This window comes from Pseudomonas sp. Tav-5-1A, assembly GCF_055755055.1.
This window is the reverse complement of the sequence record NZ_CM146901.1, coordinates 4,608,483-4,622,742: the sequence shown is the minus strand read 5'-3', so window position 1 is coordinate 4,622,742 and position 14,260 is coordinate 4,608,483. Positions and strand designations below refer to the sequence as shown.

20 protein-coding genes and 1 pseudogene are annotated in these 14,260 nt (G+C 62.0%); 10 read left to right on the top strand and 11 right to left on the bottom strand.

What is annotated here, in order from left to right; genetic code table 11:
- The first annotated feature begins 6 nt into the window (after nt 1-6).
- The 7 genes from AC0J42_RS20945 (at nt 7) to AC0J42_RS20915 (ending at nt 2,582) form a co-directional block, all read left to right on the top strand.
- Entirely contained in the window at nt 7-555 is a 549-nt protein-coding gene (locus AC0J42_RS20945) for a hypothetical protein (RefSeq protein WP_473003534.1), read from the top strand.
- Complete coding sequence (locus tag AC0J42_RS20940) at nt 555-872, top strand: hypothetical protein (RefSeq protein WP_473003533.1); 318 nt, start codon at nt 555-557, stop codon at nt 870-872. The genes AC0J42_RS20945 and AC0J42_RS20940 overlap by 1 nt, the downstream gene beginning before the upstream one ends.
- Complete coding sequence (locus AC0J42_RS20935) at nt 869-1,144, top strand: tail fiber assembly protein (RefSeq protein WP_473003532.1); 276 nt, start codon at nt 869-871, stop codon at nt 1,142-1,144. Before AC0J42_RS20940 ends, AC0J42_RS20935 begins: the two co-directional genes overlap by 4 nt.
- 74 nt (nt 1,145-1,218) lie before the next feature.
- Nucleotides 1,219-1,434: a hypothetical protein gene (locus tag AC0J42_RS20930; protein ID WP_473003531.1), complete on the top strand. Its 216-nt coding sequence runs from the start codon at nt 1,219-1,221 to the stop codon at nt 1,432-1,434.
- Nucleotides 1,435-1,495: 61 nt separating this feature from the next.
- Nucleotides 1,496-1,954: a structural protein P5 gene (locus AC0J42_RS20925; protein ID WP_473003530.1), complete on the top strand. Its 459-nt coding sequence runs from the start codon at nt 1,496-1,498 to the stop codon at nt 1,952-1,954.
- A complete protein-coding gene (locus AC0J42_RS20920) occupies nt 1,951-2,325 on the top strand; it encodes a hypothetical protein (RefSeq protein ID WP_473003529.1) in 375 nt (124 codons plus the stop codon). Before AC0J42_RS20925 ends, AC0J42_RS20920 begins: the two co-directional genes overlap by 4 nt.
- Nucleotides 2,322-2,582, top strand: a complete 261-nt coding sequence (locus AC0J42_RS20915; RefSeq protein WP_473003528.1) for a hypothetical protein — start codon at nt 2,322-2,324, stop codon at nt 2,580-2,582. The genes AC0J42_RS20920 and AC0J42_RS20915 overlap by 4 nt, the downstream gene beginning before the upstream one ends.
- A 212-nt stretch (nt 2,583-2,794) precedes the next feature.
- Here the strand turns inward: AC0J42_RS20915 and AC0J42_RS20910 are convergent, their stop codons facing one another.
- On the bottom strand, nt 2,795-3,061 hold the full coding sequence (locus tag AC0J42_RS20910) for a hypothetical protein (protein WP_473003526.1): 267 nt from the start codon (nt 3,059-3,061) through the stop codon (nt 2,795-2,797).
- 61 nt (nt 3,062-3,122) lie between these two features.
- Nucleotides 3,123-3,458: a hypothetical protein gene (locus AC0J42_RS20905; protein WP_473003525.1), complete on the bottom strand. Its 336-nt coding sequence runs from the start codon at nt 3,456-3,458 to the stop codon at nt 3,123-3,125.
- A 302-nt stretch (nt 3,459-3,760) separates the two neighbouring features.
- Between AC0J42_RS20905 and AC0J42_RS20900 the strand changes: the two genes are divergently transcribed.
- Both AC0J42_RS20900 and AC0J42_RS20895 read left to right on the top strand, forming a co-directional pair.
- The gene (locus AC0J42_RS20900; protein ID WP_473003524.1) at nt 3,761-3,985 is read left to right on the top strand and encodes a hypothetical protein; all 225 of its coding nucleotides are present in this window, start codon (nt 3,761-3,763) and stop codon (nt 3,983-3,985) included.
- Nucleotides 3,985-4,281, top strand: coding sequence for a hypothetical protein (locus AC0J42_RS20895; RefSeq protein WP_473003523.1), 297 nt, complete (start codon nt 3,985-3,987; stop codon nt 4,279-4,281). The genes AC0J42_RS20900 and AC0J42_RS20895 overlap by 1 nt, the downstream gene beginning before the upstream one ends.
- Nucleotides 4,282-4,637: 356 nt before the next feature.
- Here AC0J42_RS20895 and AC0J42_RS20890 read toward each other — a convergent pair whose 3' ends face one another.
- The 6 genes and pseudogenes from AC0J42_RS20890 to AC0J42_RS20865 all read right to left on the bottom strand — a co-directional run bounded on the left by AC0J42_RS20890 (nt 4,638) and on the right by AC0J42_RS20865 (nt 9,657).
- On the bottom strand, nt 4,638-4,838 hold the full coding sequence (locus AC0J42_RS20890; RefSeq protein WP_473003521.1) for a hypothetical protein: 201 nt from the start codon (nt 4,836-4,838) through the stop codon (nt 4,638-4,640).
- Nucleotides 4,839-5,585: 747 nt separating this feature from the next.
- Nucleotides 5,586-5,696, bottom strand: a pseudogene (locus tag AC0J42_RS20885) (transposase); the annotation flags it as partial.
- 3 nt (nt 5,697-5,699) lie between these two features.
- Nucleotides 5,700-6,134, bottom strand: a complete 435-nt coding sequence (locus AC0J42_RS20880; protein ID WP_473003520.1) for a hypothetical protein — start codon at nt 6,132-6,134, stop codon at nt 5,700-5,702.
- Between the two features lie 981 nt (nt 6,135-7,115).
- A complete protein-coding gene (locus AC0J42_RS20875) occupies nt 7,116-7,346 on the bottom strand; it encodes a hypothetical protein (protein WP_473003518.1) in 231 nt (76 codons plus the stop codon).
- Nucleotides 7,347-7,643: 297 nt separating this feature from the next.
- Nucleotides 7,644-7,826 carry a hypothetical protein gene (locus AC0J42_RS20870; RefSeq protein WP_473003517.1) on the bottom strand — a complete coding sequence of 61 codons (183 nt, stop codon included), beginning with the start codon at nt 7,824-7,826 and terminating at the stop codon, nt 7,644-7,646.
- Between the two features lie 304 nt (nt 7,827-8,130).
- On the bottom strand, nt 8,131-9,657 hold the full coding sequence (locus AC0J42_RS20865) for a nucleobase:cation symporter-2 family protein (protein WP_416425566.1): 1,527 nt from the start codon (nt 9,655-9,657) through the stop codon (nt 8,131-8,133).
- 204 nt (nt 9,658-9,861) lie between these two features.
- Between AC0J42_RS20865 and AC0J42_RS20860 the strand changes: the two genes are divergently transcribed.
- Nucleotides 9,862-10,992, top strand: a complete 1,131-nt coding sequence (locus tag AC0J42_RS20860) for an SMP-30/gluconolactonase/LRE family protein (protein ID WP_473003516.1) — start codon at nt 9,862-9,864, stop codon at nt 10,990-10,992.
- Nucleotides 10,993-11,074: 82 nt separating this feature from the next.
- On the opposite strand, the gene AC0J42_RS20855 is transcribed toward AC0J42_RS20860, so the two are convergent.
- The 3 genes from AC0J42_RS20855 to AC0J42_RS20845 form a co-directional block, all read right to left on the bottom strand.
- On the bottom strand, nt 11,075-11,695 hold the full coding sequence (locus tag AC0J42_RS20855) for a TetR/AcrR family transcriptional regulator (RefSeq protein ID WP_416425564.1): 621 nt from the start codon (nt 11,693-11,695) through the stop codon (nt 11,075-11,077).
- 162 nt (nt 11,696-11,857) lie between these two features.
- Nucleotides 11,858-13,558 carry a bifunctional metallophosphatase/5'-nucleotidase gene (locus tag AC0J42_RS20850; protein WP_416425563.1) on the bottom strand — a complete coding sequence of 567 codons (1,701 nt, stop codon included), beginning with the start codon at nt 13,556-13,558 and terminating at the stop codon, nt 11,858-11,860.
- Between the two features lie 18 nt (nt 13,559-13,576).
- The gene (locus AC0J42_RS20845; protein ID WP_473003515.1) at nt 13,577-14,221 is read right to left on the bottom strand and encodes a MotA/TolQ/ExbB proton channel family protein; all 645 of its coding nucleotides are present in this window, start codon (nt 14,219-14,221) and stop codon (nt 13,577-13,579) included.
- Between the last annotated feature and the right edge of the window lie 39 nt (nt 14,222-14,260).

Sequence of the window (14,260 nt, the reverse complement as noted above, 5' to 3'; positions counted from 1 at the left end):
GTCTGCATGGCCAGACAAGTTATCGACCTGACCACCGTTCAATCGAACGGCAAGAAAGGCGAGGCCGCCACCACGGCCTTCAACAAAATCAACCTGTCCCTTGCCGAGTTGTATGCCTGGCTCGGCGGGGACACGCTGCCCTCCGTCATCCCTGTGGCGCGGGGCTTCGCTCGATCGAATATCCTGGGCTCTGTGAGCCAGGCCAGCGGCGTGCCCACCGGCGCGCTCATTGAGTCGGGCAGCAACGTCAATGGGCGCTACGCGAAGTTTGCCGACGGCACCATGATTTGCATGGGCGTGATGCCGGCCGCCTACACCACGTCCGCCTCACTCGCAGCGCCGATCTACATGAGTGGGGTGTGGGCCTTCACGTTCCCCGTGGCCTTTGCTGCGGTGCCCTACGTGACCTTCGGGGTGAACTCGGCATCGGGCAATCCCTGCTGGGCGATTAGCGACAACACGCTGACGGCGTCCGGCGGTGGGGTACGGGCGGCGTCATGCCTTTCGACGGCCACCGCGACAATTTCCTATGTCGCCCATGGGAGATGGTTCTGATGATTATTCGCTTATCACCCCAACGCCGTGAGGACAGCCTCGAGCTCATCTGCAATGGTGACGTGCTGACCATCAACGGTGAGCAGTTTGACCTGTCTCAGGTTCAGGAAGGGGATACGCTCCCGGCGTCGGCCATCACCTCCGGTTGGTTCGCCGGCGACGTGGACCGCACCAATGGAGAATTGAGCCTTACCTTAATCCTGCCGCTACCGGCGAACTACAGCCAGGAGCAGGCGTTTCCGGTACCCATCATCGTGAGCGCAGACGGCCCCGTGGCGCTGCCCCAACCTCTGCCTGAGGAGGCCATCGAGCAATGAACATCGACTGGAGCCAGCTGATCACCAAGGCGATGAAGGACGCGGCCGCGCTTGACCTACAGGTGGCAATTACTACGGCAGAAGTGGCGCGCCTACGCGGGATCGCCGACCAGGCCGTGTCCGATCTGCAGGATGCCGTCGACACCGACCAGGCCACGGACGAGGAGGTGGCGCTGCTGAAGGACTGGAAGAAATACCGGGTGCTGCTCAGTAAGGTGCCCGCTCAGGCTGGGTATCCCACCAAAGTCGATTGGCCCGCTGCCCCCGCTTGATCGCTATTTAGGGAAAGCCCACCCGCCATCGAGCGGGTTTATTTTTGCCAAAATTCTGAAACCGGAGATCCCCCATGCCCTTCATCGTCATCAACTCGGCCAACGCTTTTGACCCGGCCAACCAGCAGACCTTCGCAACCGCCGAGGAGGCAGACGCCAAAGCTCGAGAGGTCCTGGCAGCCCAGCCCCAGGCGACCGTGCGCACCGCTCAGCTGCTCAACACCTACAGCGCCGAGGTGACCATCACCGCAACGCCGGTGCCGGACACCGAGCCTGCCCCGGCTGCCTGATCCAGGCACCTCTACCCATGCCCGCGCTTGAGCGGGCTTTTTTTCGTCTGGAGCAAAGTAAATGCCAGCCATCCCCCGCGGCGTCCGCAACAACAACCCTGGGAACATCGACTACAACCCGCGCAACGCCTGGCAGGGCCAGATCGGCCTGGAGCCCAAAAGCGCCGGCGTGCCGGCCCCGCGCTTCGCCGTGTTCGACTGCGCCGAGAACGGCATCCGCGCCATCGGCAAGCTGGTGCTGGCCTATCGGGGCAAGGACGGCATGCCCGGCGTCGGCAAAGCCGGTATCGACACGGTGACCGAGGTCATCAGCCGCTGGGCGCCGGGCAACGAGAACAACACCGCCGCGTACATAGCGGCCGTGGCCAAGCGGATGGTGGTGCTGCCTGGCGCGCCGCTGGTGCTGAGCGACTTCAAGACGCTGCTGGGGCTGGTTACCGGCATCATTTGCGAGGAGAACGGCTACATGCCGTACACCCAGGCGCAGGTCGAGGATGGCGTGCGCAGGGCGCTGGCATGACGCCCGCGCAGTTGAAGGTGCTGGGCGTCGGCCTGGTCGCGTTGTTGCTGCTGGCGCTGGGCGCCGGGGGCGGGGTGTGGCTGGCCGCCGGGCACTACCGGCCCTTGCTGGACGTGGCTAACGGCCAGACCACCACCTGCGTGGTTGCGCGGGACAACCTGGTGCAGCTCACCCAGGAGCAGGGCCAGAAGCTGGGCGACCTGGTGCAGCAAGCCAAGGACCGCGCGACCGAAGCCGCCCAGGCCGTGGCCGCCGCCAAGCAGCAGGCCCAGGGCGACTACAGCGAGGCGAACCGGATTCAGCGTGAGCACATCGGCGGCGACAGCTGCGCGGCCGCAACCACGGTGATCGACAAGGAGCTGGGGTTATGAAGCGATTGCTGGTGCTGGGATTGGGAGTGTTGCTGGCGGGCTGCGCGCACCAGGAGCCGGAGGTGCGGACAGTGAGGGTGGAGGTGGCCGTGCCGGTGCCGTGCACGGTGGCGGCCGTAGAGGTGCCGGCCTTCGCCACGGTGGGCCTGAAGAAGACCGACCCGCTGGAAATGAAGGTCCGGGCGCTGCTGGCGGAGATCAAGCAGCGACAGGGCTATGAGAAGAAGCTAGTGGCCGCCAATTTGGCGTGCCAATGAGCGCTATCGGGCCTAGAGCCAGCATTGCGACATTGGCGTGGCCCTCTAGAATGGCAATCTTTGAAAAGGAGTGCCTATGGATAGGCGATTGCTAGGCTTGTCGATTTTGATGACCATTGCTTGGGTGAGCGTGGTGCTGGGCATCATCTGGATTTTTTACTGATGGCCCGTAATGCCTGATGTTCTAGTTTGCTCAAAAAAGGCAAATGTAACTATGGGGCGTCGATGAGTGCTTTCGCTCTTCGAATCCCCCAAGCTATTCCTTGTGACACATTTTGACCGGGCAGTGATTCACTGTATTCTTCAAAGATTAACGATCCTGTAGTATCGTAAATTCCTAAAAATATCTGGGTTTCACCTGTTCTTGCGATACGTCCGACTACATCTATAAGTCGGTCGCCGCCATATTCTTCTGCATGCGAAATATTTGGAAGTCGACAGTCTGCCCAGCGATAGTAAGCCCCGCCACGCATACGCATGGTTAATTCCTAATTGTTGTGATGATTGAAGGAACTTGCAAAAACAGATTTTGCTTTTTTGTTAAAATTTGCGGTGCTGGCCACTTGATCCACTGGGGTCCAGAGCCGTGGCGAGGCCGCGAGCGCGGTCTACTCCGCTCAGCAATGCTTCGCTTAAGCTTTCTGCATTGGATCGCTTCTCGTACTCTTCAATTATTGCCTCGCCATCCTTCTTGTATAATCCAATAAAAACCTGTATTGCCCCCATGGTACTAAGTCTTACTTCAACATCGAACTCTGTCCCATTTGAGAGTTCTTCCGCGTGGCAGCGGCTATGCTGTTGAGAATCAATCCACTCCCAATACTTCTCTCCGCGCTTTCTCACAGGATGTTTTCCTATTAATTTATAGGTATTCACCAGCCTAGCTGATTAACTCGTATAGCCCCGGAGAATGTGTCAAATAAGAAATCTTTCAGATGGATGGTATTTTTAAGCTGTACGCGTTGTGTACAACCTCCTGGTATGTACAAGTTTCGCGTAAAATTATTTTTTGTGGATCCGAGTTGGTTTGACAACCCTACAGCCGACAGCACCCGCAAGCGCTCAGCAGTGAAGGCGGTGGGGATGCACTGGCCGGAAAGTTTGCGCGCCAACCAACATTGACCGGGCAGGCGACTTTTGGATACTGTTTTTATATACAGCGTTCCAAGCAGCCCATCATGACCGACCTCATCGACGACAGCTCCTTCTACCCGGGCATGCCCACACAGTTGGAGACTTACAAGCACCAATGCGTGCTGCTGGAGGCAGAGCTGGCCGAAGGCCGCCGTGACCTGCGCGCTGCCCGGCAGCGGATCGCCAGGCTGGTTACGCTGACCGACGAGCTGGTGCACCAGCGTGATGGACTGCGCGTCGAGCTGGCCCGCGCACTTGGTGCCAACTGATGCACATGCTGGTCACCCGCCGGCGGCACCTGGGTGTGGCGCTGGAACAGAAAGCGCTTCGGCGCGCCGAGGCCGTGCGTGGCGGCATTGAGGTGCTGGATGAGATGGTCGAATGCCTGCACCGGCAATCGCGCGTGGCCAAGATCAGGGGCGGCTGGCCGAATGACCCGCCAGCGTTCCCCATGCTGATGGACGTCACGCTGTCGGCCATGGGGCCGACCGGGTTCATCCTGAGTGGCATCGAGGAGGTCGACGGGGTGATGTACTCGCAGGCCTGGTGGTGCCGGGAGGCCTAGTGTGTAAGCGGCAAAAAGCCGCTTTCTTGCGGCGTCATTCCGCGCCGAATATTGAGTGGAGGATGTCGTGAAGATCTCGCCAAGGCACCTGGTCAGATGCCGTTCCTGCCGGGCAATCTGTCGCGTGGGCGAATGGCTTCCCGCGGTAGCGCTTATCTTGCGACCTGCCGCACTGGGAGCATTGCACGCTATCTCCCACAAGCCTCCAGGACTCGTTCCATCTTTTGAGCTTTATCGGCCGATCTGGCATGACGTCCGCCTGGTGGGTGGCATGTTGGCATCATGCTCCCTGGCTAGCGCCGTTCATAGGTAATGATCGTGCCAATTCGTGAGCGGTCAGGTTACCGCCTCATAGATCATGGCATCCCGGCCAAAGCCTGAGAGATCTGGTCTTGGGTGTCGTCGAGCGCCTTCAACGCATCCCGAGCATTACTCGCGGTTACTGAGCCGCCATTCGTCTCCAGCCACAGCGCGATTTCTTCCACCGCGGCGGCCAGGGCCAGTTGGTTCTGGTGCTGACGTCGCAGCAGGTCGGCCAGTTGCTTTTCATCGATCATGGGGAATCCTCCGGTTGAAGATGGAGGGTAGCCTATATAAGGAAGGGGATTTTGTTCGGCAGGACGCCGGGGAAGGGTGGGGACTTTTTCGGGAGATGGTGATTTTCGGTGGTGCACTGTACGGCTACGTTTGCAGCGAGCGCCGGTCAGAACCCAGTAAAATCAACGCATTGCGGGCGTTTTCAAGCATGGGGTGCTAGGGGTCGAGTGTTCGAATCACTCCGTCCCGACCATATTCTTCAACAGAGCCACCTTCGGGTGGCTTTGTTGTTTCTGCTGTTTGGGTTTTCAAGCTAGCTGCGCAAAACCCGTAGCAGCGGCCATGGGCCGCGTCCTGGCCAGCGCGGTGCCTGAGACGCGGCCTGCGGCCGCTGCTACGGGTGCAGTGTGCGCAGGATTTCGCGTAGCCGCTGCCGCCAGGCTGCGCTGACCCCTGCGTGCACTGAAGATCTCCAGCGTGGAAAAAGGTCCGGCGCAGCTCTGTAGCAGCGGCCATGGGCCGCGTCCTGGCCAGCGCGGTGCCTGAGACGCGGCCTGCGGCCGCTGCTACGGGTGCGGTGTGCGCAGGATTTCGCGTAGCCGCTGCCGCCAGGCTGCGCTGGCCCCTGCGTGCACTGAAGATCTCCAGCGTGGAAAAAGGGCCGGCGCAGCCCTGTAGCAGCGGCCATGGGCCGCGTCCTGGCCCGCGCAGTGCTTGGGACGCGGCCTGCGGCCGCTGCTACGGGTGCGGCTGCGGATTACCGCTGACCGCCGCATCAGGCTTCGCAAGAAGTCAGTCCAGAACGGCTCGGCTTCCGAGGGCCCGCCCATCATGCCCAGTATTTCACGGCGGCCGTTGGTATTCACGGTTACGGCGATCCGTCAGGGGCAGTTCAATACGTCACCCGCATCATTGAAGTAGCAATATTGGCCGGTTTCCTTGTTCAGCCCGTATTTTTGGCCAACTGGAAAAGCAGCTCTATCGCGAAGGAAATCGTTCAGCTTTTGACACGATGGCGTTCCATTATTTTCCTTGAATAATGATTTTTGTTCCTTGTCGCATTTTTTCCTGAGTTCTTTGCTCGCAGTGATCGTCCTGGTTTCGAAGTCAGCATAAATTTTTGCCAGTTTGTCACAGCTCGGCGTTCCCTCATTGTCCTTGAACATAGAGGTCTTTTCTTTTTCGCACTTCTTAGTCAGGTCGTCGAGCGGGCCAGGGTCCGCTCGAACCATAGCCGGTGTCAGTAGAAGTGCGAGTAGGAGTATTTTTATCATGGTGTCATTCCGTTGAATGGTATCCCTCATCGCGCGAGCCATGCAGGGCTTCTCAGCAGTTTACTGCGCGGCGCTTGGAGGTCATGGGGCAGCACAGACGCCTTTGACTATCCAGTTGGCAGTCCTCGACTCGAGGATGTACCGAGTGCCTCGCTTATTGATATCGGCGCTCCCGAGCAGATTGCAGTCGCGCACCACGTTTGCTGCGTCTGTGTTGATTCCATAGGCGATATCTCCAGCCTTGGAGAAAGGATCTCCTTCGGCATCTTCCTTGGCCACATGCTGGATCGTGATGGACTGAATCTGTATTCCGAGGGATGCGGCCCTTGTCGCAAAAGTGCCGCCAATTGCAGGAATGGCTTCGGTTATTTTTTAATTTGCTTTTCGTCAACGATCGTTTCATACGTACCTGCGTACGATGCCATGGTCACCGCTGCGCAACCGGCTGCCAAAATTCCCTTCATTGCTTCACCGTCATTCGAAGATTTTGATCTTAGATTCTCACGCGCACGAGAATAACGGGGTCGCGGGCGATTATCTGTGTTAGGGGCCACAACGTGCTTGCGGTTCACCGAGGTAGGCCTTTGCCTATTCAACTTCTCGCTCTGAATAATCGCCCGCCCGCATTTCTTGCAAAGTGACCAAGCCAAACCTACGCGGGTTGCCACACATCCAGCATGAGCAGAGCTTCCCATGGTTGGCAAACATGCCCGCATCCCGCGGGCTTGCCTCAACATCCCATAGGCGGGTGCGCGCCTGCCGATAATATTTTGCCTTGATTCGACGCGTATCGTGTCGTCGTTGCGCTCTAGACATATTTGCCTCCAATAGCCAAAGACGACAAAGCCCCGGCAAATGGCTTTGGCGAGGCTGGCTTGAATGGAGGCGTGGTGCAGTCGTTGGATACTGACCGAGGCTGGCTCGATGCGTCAAGCGACGCAAACCTGTAGCAGCGGCCGGAAGGCCGCGTTGCAGACACTGCGGTGAGCCGCCGACGCGGCCTTGCGGCCACTGCTACAAGGGTTAGGCGATGAACTTTGCTGCGGTGAAGGCGATGACGGCCAAGGCCACGGCCGTGCTGATGGCCCATTTGGTTTGTGCCGTGAAACCTTCGGCGATGGCTGTTCTCAAGTCGGCCAAGTCTGTCTTGCTGGCCATGGTCGCCTCTATGCCTTCGAGCTTGGTTTCCACGCGTACCAACTTCTCCCTGATCTCCAGGGTCGACTTTTCCAGTGCCACGATTCTTCCGTCCATTTCATAACCCGTCCTGAAGTCCTGTATTCGGCTGTCAGCGTATGGGGGGAAAGGTAGGCATTCAACAGGGTTGGGGAAAAACAGAACCGTCCTACCCGGTTTCCTACAGACAAAAAACGTGTCTGCGATGGCTGTCTGGCGATCACCCACAAAAAAGCCCCGAAACACAAGTGCCCGGGGCTCAGTGACGCAAAACGGACTAGGAAAAGCGTCGGATCCAAATTACTACGGCACGATCCGAGATGGTAGTGATCTTTTGTCCATGCTGGATGTGCGTACACGCAGGCACGGCGCGGATCACTTGGGCAACGCCTTGAGAATCGGCGCCAGATACTGTTGGATGATCCACCACCCACCGCCAAACACCGCCAGCGTTGCCACCATGGCGTAGATCGACAGTTGCCCCTTGGTCACCATGTTCTGCTCGATATGGTCCAGGCGAACTTCGATTTTTCCCAGCGACACCTTCACCTCAGTCATGCCGCTTTCAAGGGCGGGAATTCTGCCGTCGGGATCACCGTCTCGCCTGCAATGCATTCACGCCGCCTCCACCTGATCCACCATCACCAACGGCCGCGCCGTCACATCCTCCGGCATCGTATACATCGCCCCCGTCAGCGGATCGACAATTAGCATGCCGACCAGCCCACCCAACAACCGGTTTCCCAGCCGGCTTCATCAAGGCTGGAGGGCCGCTGGGAGAGGGCAGGTTAGGCGCGGTGGAAGCCGGCTACAAGGTGTCGGGAGAGAATCAGAAGCGTCCGACGGACGCTTCCTACAAGGCTCAGGAATGTTCCGACACGGCGGACACGCTGCCGTGATGGGGTGCCGCGGCGTGGTGGGTGGAGGCGTCGCCCAGCAGCGGGATTTCGTTGTGCTCGGCGTCGTACAGCTTGCCGCCGCTGAAGTAGTCGCCGTCGCGCAGGGCGGCGACGTCGCGGTACTGCAGGCTGCGCTCGGTGCCGGCGACGAACACCGATTGCTGGTCGGAGTTGCCCGCAGTGAAGTGGTTGTAGGTCAGGTTGAGGACGATGGCCATGATCGCCGACGAGCTGATGCCGGAGTGGAAGATGGTGGCGAACCAGGTGGGGAAGTGGTCGTAGAAGTTAGGCGCGGCGATGGGGATCATGCCGAAGCCGATGGAGGTGGCGACGATGATCAGGTTCATGTTGTTGCGGTAATTGACCTTCGACAGGGTGCGGATGCCGCTGGCGGCCACGGTGCCGAACAGCACGATGCCGGCGCCGCCGAGCACCGAGGTGGGCACGGCGGCAATGATCCGGCCCATGATGGGCAGCAGGCCGAGGATCACCAGGAACACGCCGCCGGTGGCCACCACGTAGCGGCTTTTAACCCCGGTAACCGCCACCAGGCCGACGTTCTGGGCGAAGGCGCTTTGGGTGAACGAGCCGAAGATCGGTGCCAGCAGGCTGGACAGCATGTCGGCGCGCAGGCCGTTGCCCAGGCGCTTGGCGTCGACCTTGGTGTTGATGATTTCGCCCACGGCGAGGATGTCGGCGGAGGTTTCCACCAGGGTCACCATGATGACGATGCACATGGAGATGATCGCCGCCAGGTGAAAGGTCGGCAGGCCGAAGTGGAAAGGGCTGGGCAGGCCGAAGATCGGGCCCTGGCTCACGCCGGAAAAGTCCGCCATGCCCAGCAGGCTGGCGATCACCGTGCCGATGACCATGGCCAGCAGGATCGACAGGCGCGAGATGGTGGCGCTGCCGACCTTGCTCAGGCACAGCACCAGCACCAGGGTCATGGCGGCGAGGCCGATGTTGGCCATGCTGCCGAAGTTTTCTGCGCGGCTGTTGCCGCCCATGGCCCAGCGCGCCGCCACCGGCATCAGGGTCAGGCCGATGGTGGTGATGACGATGCCGGTGACCAGCGGCGGGAAGAAGCGGGTGATGCGCGAGAACACCGGGGTGATCAGCAGGCCGATCAAGGAGGCGGCCATCACCGCGCCGAGAATCGAGGCGACGCCACCGCCTTCCTGGCTGCCAACGATGGCCACCATGGTGGCCACGCCGGAGAACGACACGCCCTGCACCAGCGGCAGCTGGCAGCCGAAGAAGGGGATGCCCAGGGTTTGCAGCAGCGTGGCCAGGCCGCCGGCGAACAGCGAGGCGGCCACCAGTAGGCCGATCTCCGCCGGCGACAGGCCCGCGGCCTGGCCGATGATCAACGGCACGGCAACGATGCCGCCATACATGGTCAACACGTGTTGCAGGCCATACGCCGCGTTGGCGAACGGGCCGAGGTTCTCATCTTCAGGACGCACAGCGGCAGGCGGGGACTCGATCATCATGGTGGTTCCCTGGTTTTTGTTGTTTTTATACTGTATTCAATGTTTCGTCATTATGTCCATAAAGTTGTATACAATATTTGGATCGGTCGATGGCTGGCACGATTCATTCCTTGCAGGCATCGATGCGTGAAAATTCGCAAATGGATTCGAACTATCACCGGCGGCAATACTCAGGACAAACAATAAGCCGGAGAAATGCCCATGCCCTTCAGCAAGCCCCTGCTATTTGCCCTCGCCCTGACCTGCCCGTGGTTGGCGACTGCCGCCGACGCGCTGCCACCCACGCTGCCCACCCAGCAAGACAGCCGCCTGATCGAGGTGGCGACCTCGCCGCATATCTGGAACGGCGCGGCGGTGACCGCCGATGGCCGCACCTTTGTGTCGCTGACCCAGTCCGAAGGCCCTGGCATGTCGTTGGCCGAGATCGGCAAGGACGGCCAACTACAGCCTTTCCCCGACGCCCAGTGGAACCGCTGGAACGCGGCCGAGCCGGGCAAGCATTTCCTCCACGTCAACGCCCTGCGCGTGGGGCCCGATGGCAAGCTGTGGGCCGTGGACGCCGGCAACACCGGCATCAACACCGGCGCCCATGCAGTGCCGGGCGCCGGCAAGCTGGTACGCATCGACCTTGCCACCAACCAGGTTGACAAGGTGTACAGCTTCGACAGCGCCATCCAGAAGGACAACAGCTATTTCGATGACGTGCGCTTTCGCTCGCGCTTGGCCTACCTGACCGACCCCGGTGCCGAGCGCCTGGTGGTGCTGGACCTGGACAGCGGCAAGGCGCGTACGCTACTGGAGGGCCACGCCTGGTCCGTCGACCATCTGCCGATGTACGCCGATGGCCAGAAGCTGTTCATTCCCAGCGGCCAGGAGAAGCGGGTAGGGCTAGACCAGCTCGAGGTCTCGCCGGACGGCCAGTACCTGTACTACCAGGCCATTCCGGGGCCGCTGGCGCGCATCGCCACCCAATACCTGGATGATCCGAAAATCCCCGCCAAGACTGTCGAGGCCCATGCCGAGCACTGGCTGGACACGTGGAGCACCGGGGGCACGGCCATCGACGCGGCGGGAAACATCTACGCTTCGGACGTGAACACCCGCAGCGTCAAGCGCATCGCCCCGGACAAGACCGTGACCACGGTGGTGGCCGACCCGCGCCTGGTGTGGGTGGATGCGCTATGGATTCAGGACGGCTTCTTGTACCTGCCGGCCGCGCAGATCAACCGTACCCCGGCCACCACCGGCGGCAAGCCGTCGACGGTGGAATACCCGGTGCACCTGTACAAGATACGCATCGACGCCCAGCCGTCACCGCTTGATCATGCCTGACCTGTGGGAGCTGGCTTGCCAGCGAGTTTTTGCGCTCGAAAAGCTCGCCGGCAAGCCGGCTCCCACACGGTAGCGCCTGTGCTCAAGGCTCCAGCCCGATCCCGCGCAATATCACCGTGGTAATGGTCTGCACCGCCTCGGCAAACTGTGCATCCGACAGCGGCTGGTGGCCGTTGAGCGCCGCCACCTGGTGGTCGAAGTCGGCGTAGTGCTGGGTGGACGCCCAGATCATGTACAGCAGCGCCGAGGGGCTCACCGGGCGGATGCGTTTTTCCTCGACCCACTGGCGAATCTTGGCTTCCTTGAGCTTGGCGTCGATGGCCAGGTGTTCGTCGAGCTTGTCCCGGAAGATTGGCGCGCCGTGCATCATCTCGTTGGTCCACAGCTTCGAACCGTACGGGCGCAGGCGCGAGTGGGTCATCTTTTCCAGGATGTAGCTGGTGAGCACCACGCGCGGGTCGTCGAAGTGCTCGAAGCAGGCGCCTTCCTGCTGCCAGCTGCCCAGCAGGTTGATCAGCACCTCGCGGTACAGGTCTTCCTTGGTGGAGAAGTAATAGTTGAGGTTGGTGCGCGGCAGGTCGGCTTCCTGGGCGATGTCGGCCATGGCGGTGCCGGCATAGCCTTTTTGCGCGAAGACCTTTTCAGCAGCGAGGAGGATTTTCTCGACGTTTTTTTGGCGAATCTTGATTTTCGGGTTGGTCATCGCTTGCCTGATTGAAAACGCGGTGGTTTTTTATTCTAGCGGGTAATACACCGCGCCGCGTAGCCGCTGCCGCAGGCTGCGCTGGCCATTGCGTACGCTGAAAATGCTCAGTGCACACGAGGGCCAGCGCAGCCTGGCGGCAGCGGCTACGGGAAGGTGAACTCAGCGGATACGCTGGATGCGCGGCGGGGCCTCGGCACCGGCGGGGGTGCCGGCGCGGTCCTGGGCTTGCAGGTAGGCGATCAGCGCGTCCAGGTCGTTGAGGCCGGTGTCCAGGCGTTTTTCGGCGTGGGCCAGCACGCTGAAGTTGTCGCCGCCCTCGGCCATGAACGAGTTCACGGTGACGCGGTAGGCCTGGCTGGCCTGCACCGGCTGGCCGTCCACAGTCAGGCTGCCGGGCACCACGCGCTGGCCAGCGGGGCGGGTGGCATCCCAGCGGTAGCGCAAGGTCGCGGAGGGCTGCAGCGGCCGGAAGGCCTTGTCGCCGTCCTGCCATTGTTGTTCCAGCAGGGCCTGCAGCTGGGTGCCGGTGAGGGTGAGCACGTTCAGGGTGTTGTTGAACGGCTGCGCGCTGGCCACCTGGCCGAAGTTCAGCGCGCTCTGCCCAGGCTCCAGGATCAGGTCGCTGCGCATGCCGCCGGGGTTGGTGAACGCCACCTGCGCGCCAAGGCCGCGGGTGGCGGCCAGTTGGCCGTCGGCGATCACGTCGCCCAGGCTGGATTCACCAGCCGGGCTCAGGTTGCGCGTCAGCTCGTTGCCGGCGATACGCGCCACCGGTTTGCCCAGCAGCGCCTGGCTGCGTTGCTCGACGCGGGCTTCCAGCGCGGCGATTTCCGGCGTGGCGGTGTAGCGCTTGGGGTCGACGACGATGTTGCGCGCGCTGGCATTGAGCAGCTGGTGCTTGTCGGGGTCGATGGTCAGGGTCAAGTAGGTCAGCAGGCGGCCGTAGGAGGCGCCCTGGGTCACCAGCTTGTCGCCCACCCGGCACAGGTAGCCCTGGTGGGTGTGGGCGGTCAGCACCACCTTGATCTCCGGGGCCAGGCGCTTGGCCACCTCGACGATGTCGCCCTGCAGGTGGCTGCAGTCGGCCTGGTCGAAGTGTTCGGACGTCTCGCCGCCCTGATGGATCACCGCCACCACCGCGTCCACGCCCTGCTGGTGCAGGGCTGGCAGCTGCGCGTTGATGGCGTCGGCCTCATCCACGGTGCCCAGGCCTTGCATGCCCTTGGCGGTGACCACCGAGGCCACGTCGCGCAGCACCGCGCCGACGAAGGCGACCTTGACGCCGTTCACCTGCTCGATCTGGTACGGCGCGAACAGCGGCTTGCCGCTGGCCTGGTCGATCAGGTTGGCGGCGATGTAGGGGAAGCGCGCGCCACGGTAGGCCTTGTCGAACTGGCAGGCCTTGTCCGGGCGCGGCGAGTCACAGCCGCCGTGCACCTGGCGCAGCAGCTCGGCGCTGCCCTGGTCGAGTTCATGGTTGCCCACCACGCTGAGGTCCAGGCCCAGTAGGTTGAGGGCGTCCAGGGTCGGCTCGTCGGCCCACATCGACGAAATCGGCGGGCTGCCGCCGATCATGTCGCCGCCGCCAATCAGCAGCAGGTGCGGGTCTTGCTGGCGCAACTGGGCAACCACGCCGCTGAGGGCGTTGATGCCGCCGGCCTTCATCGTCACCTTGCCGCCCGGCGCGCTGGGCATGGGGTAGCTCAGGGGCGTGGGCAGCAGGTTGCCGTGGAAATCATTGACCGCGGCGATGTTGACCGTGACCGGCTTGGTCGGGCTGGCGGCCTGGGTGCAGGCGCCCAGCAGCAGTGCGGCGGCCAGCAGGCTGGCGCGGCGCGGGGCGAACGGTAGGGCGGGCATGGGCACTCCTTGTCCAGGTCAGGCGGTACGGTGCTGGGCGGCAGCGGCGCTGGTGTCGGTGCTGGGCGCATAGCGGGTGCCCAGGCCTGCGCGCAACAGTAGCATTTTCAGGTGGTCGGCGATCTGCTCCTGGCGGTCCTGCAGGTGGCTGTTGAACACCAGGCCCACCAGCGCGATGGAGATGCCCAGGGCAGTGGCGTACAGCGCGGTGCCGATGCCGCGCGACACTTCGCCCGGGTCCGACACGCCGGCCTCGGCCAGCGCCTTGAAGGTGTCGATGATGCCCATGATGGTGCCCAGCAGGCCCAGCAGCGGCGCGCCGGCCACTACCGCTTCCAGAATCCACAGGCTGCGCGAGAGCTTGCCGCGCAGTTCGATGTAGATGGCCTGGCCCAGGTCTTCCAGCTCCTGGTGCGAATGCAGGTGGCGGCGGCCTTCATACAGTTGCTCCAGCAACTGCAAGGGCAGGCTGTCGCGGCCGGTCAGCTCGGCCGGCAGGTCGGCGACGGCGCGCACGCGCGGGTTCAGCGCCGGCACCAGTTTGCGCGCGCGGCCCAGGGAGTAGCTGAAGAAAATGCAGCGTTCCACCACCACGAAGGCAGCCAGGGCGGCGGCGCCGTACATCACGTAGAACGTCAGGTCGTGCAGCAGGTTCATGTTCATCGATACGCATCCTTATCTAAATGGCCGGCGCCCGGGCGC

Excerpts from the sequence above, each read along its gene's own strand:
- AC0J42_RS20945 (WP_473003534.1), top strand. The coding sequence starts at position 7 with ATGGCCAGACAAGTTATCGACCTGACCACCGTTCAATCGAACGGCAAG.
- AC0J42_RS20940 (WP_473003533.1), top strand. The coding sequence starts at position 555 with ATGATTATTCGCTTATCACCCCAACGCCGTGAGGACAGCCTCGAGCTC.
- AC0J42_RS20935 (WP_473003532.1), top strand. The coding sequence starts at position 869 with ATGAACATCGACTGGAGCCAGCTGATCACCAAGGCGATGAAGGACGCG.
- AC0J42_RS20930 (WP_473003531.1), top strand. The coding sequence starts at position 1,219 with ATGCCCTTCATCGTCATCAACTCGGCCAACGCTTTTGACCCGGCCAAC.
- AC0J42_RS20925 (WP_473003530.1), top strand. The coding sequence starts at position 1,496 with ATGCCAGCCATCCCCCGCGGCGTCCGCAACAACAACCCTGGGAACATC.
- AC0J42_RS20920 (WP_473003529.1), top strand. The coding sequence starts at position 1,951 with ATGACGCCCGCGCAGTTGAAGGTGCTGGGCGTCGGCCTGGTCGCGTTG.
- AC0J42_RS20915 (WP_473003528.1), top strand. The coding sequence starts at position 2,322 with ATGAAGCGATTGCTGGTGCTGGGATTGGGAGTGTTGCTGGCGGGCTGC.
- AC0J42_RS20910 (WP_473003526.1), bottom strand. The coding sequence starts at position 3,061 with ATGCGTATGCGTGGCGGGGCTTACTATCGCTGGGCAGACTGTCGACTT.
- AC0J42_RS20900 (WP_473003524.1), top strand. The coding sequence starts at position 3,761 with ATGACCGACCTCATCGACGACAGCTCCTTCTACCCGGGCATGCCCACA.
- AC0J42_RS20895 (WP_473003523.1), top strand. The coding sequence starts at position 3,985 with ATGCACATGCTGGTCACCCGCCGGCGGCACCTGGGTGTGGCGCTGGAA.
- AC0J42_RS20890 (WP_473003521.1), bottom strand. The coding sequence starts at position 4,838 with ATGATCGATGAAAAGCAACTGGCCGACCTGCTGCGACGTCAGCACCAG.
- AC0J42_RS20880 (WP_473003520.1), bottom strand. The coding sequence starts at position 6,134 with ATGGCTCGCGCGATGAGGGATACCATTCAACGGAATGACACCATGATA.
- AC0J42_RS20875 (WP_473003518.1), bottom strand. The coding sequence starts at position 7,346 with ATGGACGGAAGAATCGTGGCACTGGAAAAGTCGACCCTGGAGATCAGG.
- AC0J42_RS20870 (WP_473003517.1), bottom strand. The coding sequence starts at position 7,826 with ATGACTGAGGTGAAGGTGTCGCTGGGAAAAATCGAAGTTCGCCTGGAC.
- AC0J42_RS20865 (WP_416425566.1), bottom strand. The coding sequence starts at position 9,657 with ATGATCGAGTCCCCGCCTGCCGCTGTGCGTCCTGAAGATGAGAACCTC.
- AC0J42_RS20860 (WP_473003516.1), top strand. The coding sequence starts at position 9,862 with ATGCCCTTCAGCAAGCCCCTGCTATTTGCCCTCGCCCTGACCTGCCCG.
- AC0J42_RS20855 (WP_416425564.1), bottom strand. The coding sequence starts at position 11,695 with ATGACCAACCCGAAAATCAAGATTCGCCAAAAAAACGTCGAGAAAATC.
- AC0J42_RS20850 (WP_416425563.1), bottom strand. The coding sequence starts at position 13,558 with ATGCCCGCCCTACCGTTCGCCCCGCGCCGCGCCAGCCTGCTGGCCGCC.
- AC0J42_RS20845 (WP_473003515.1), bottom strand. The coding sequence starts at position 14,221 with ATGAACATGAACCTGCTGCACGACCTGACGTTCTACGTGATGTACGGC.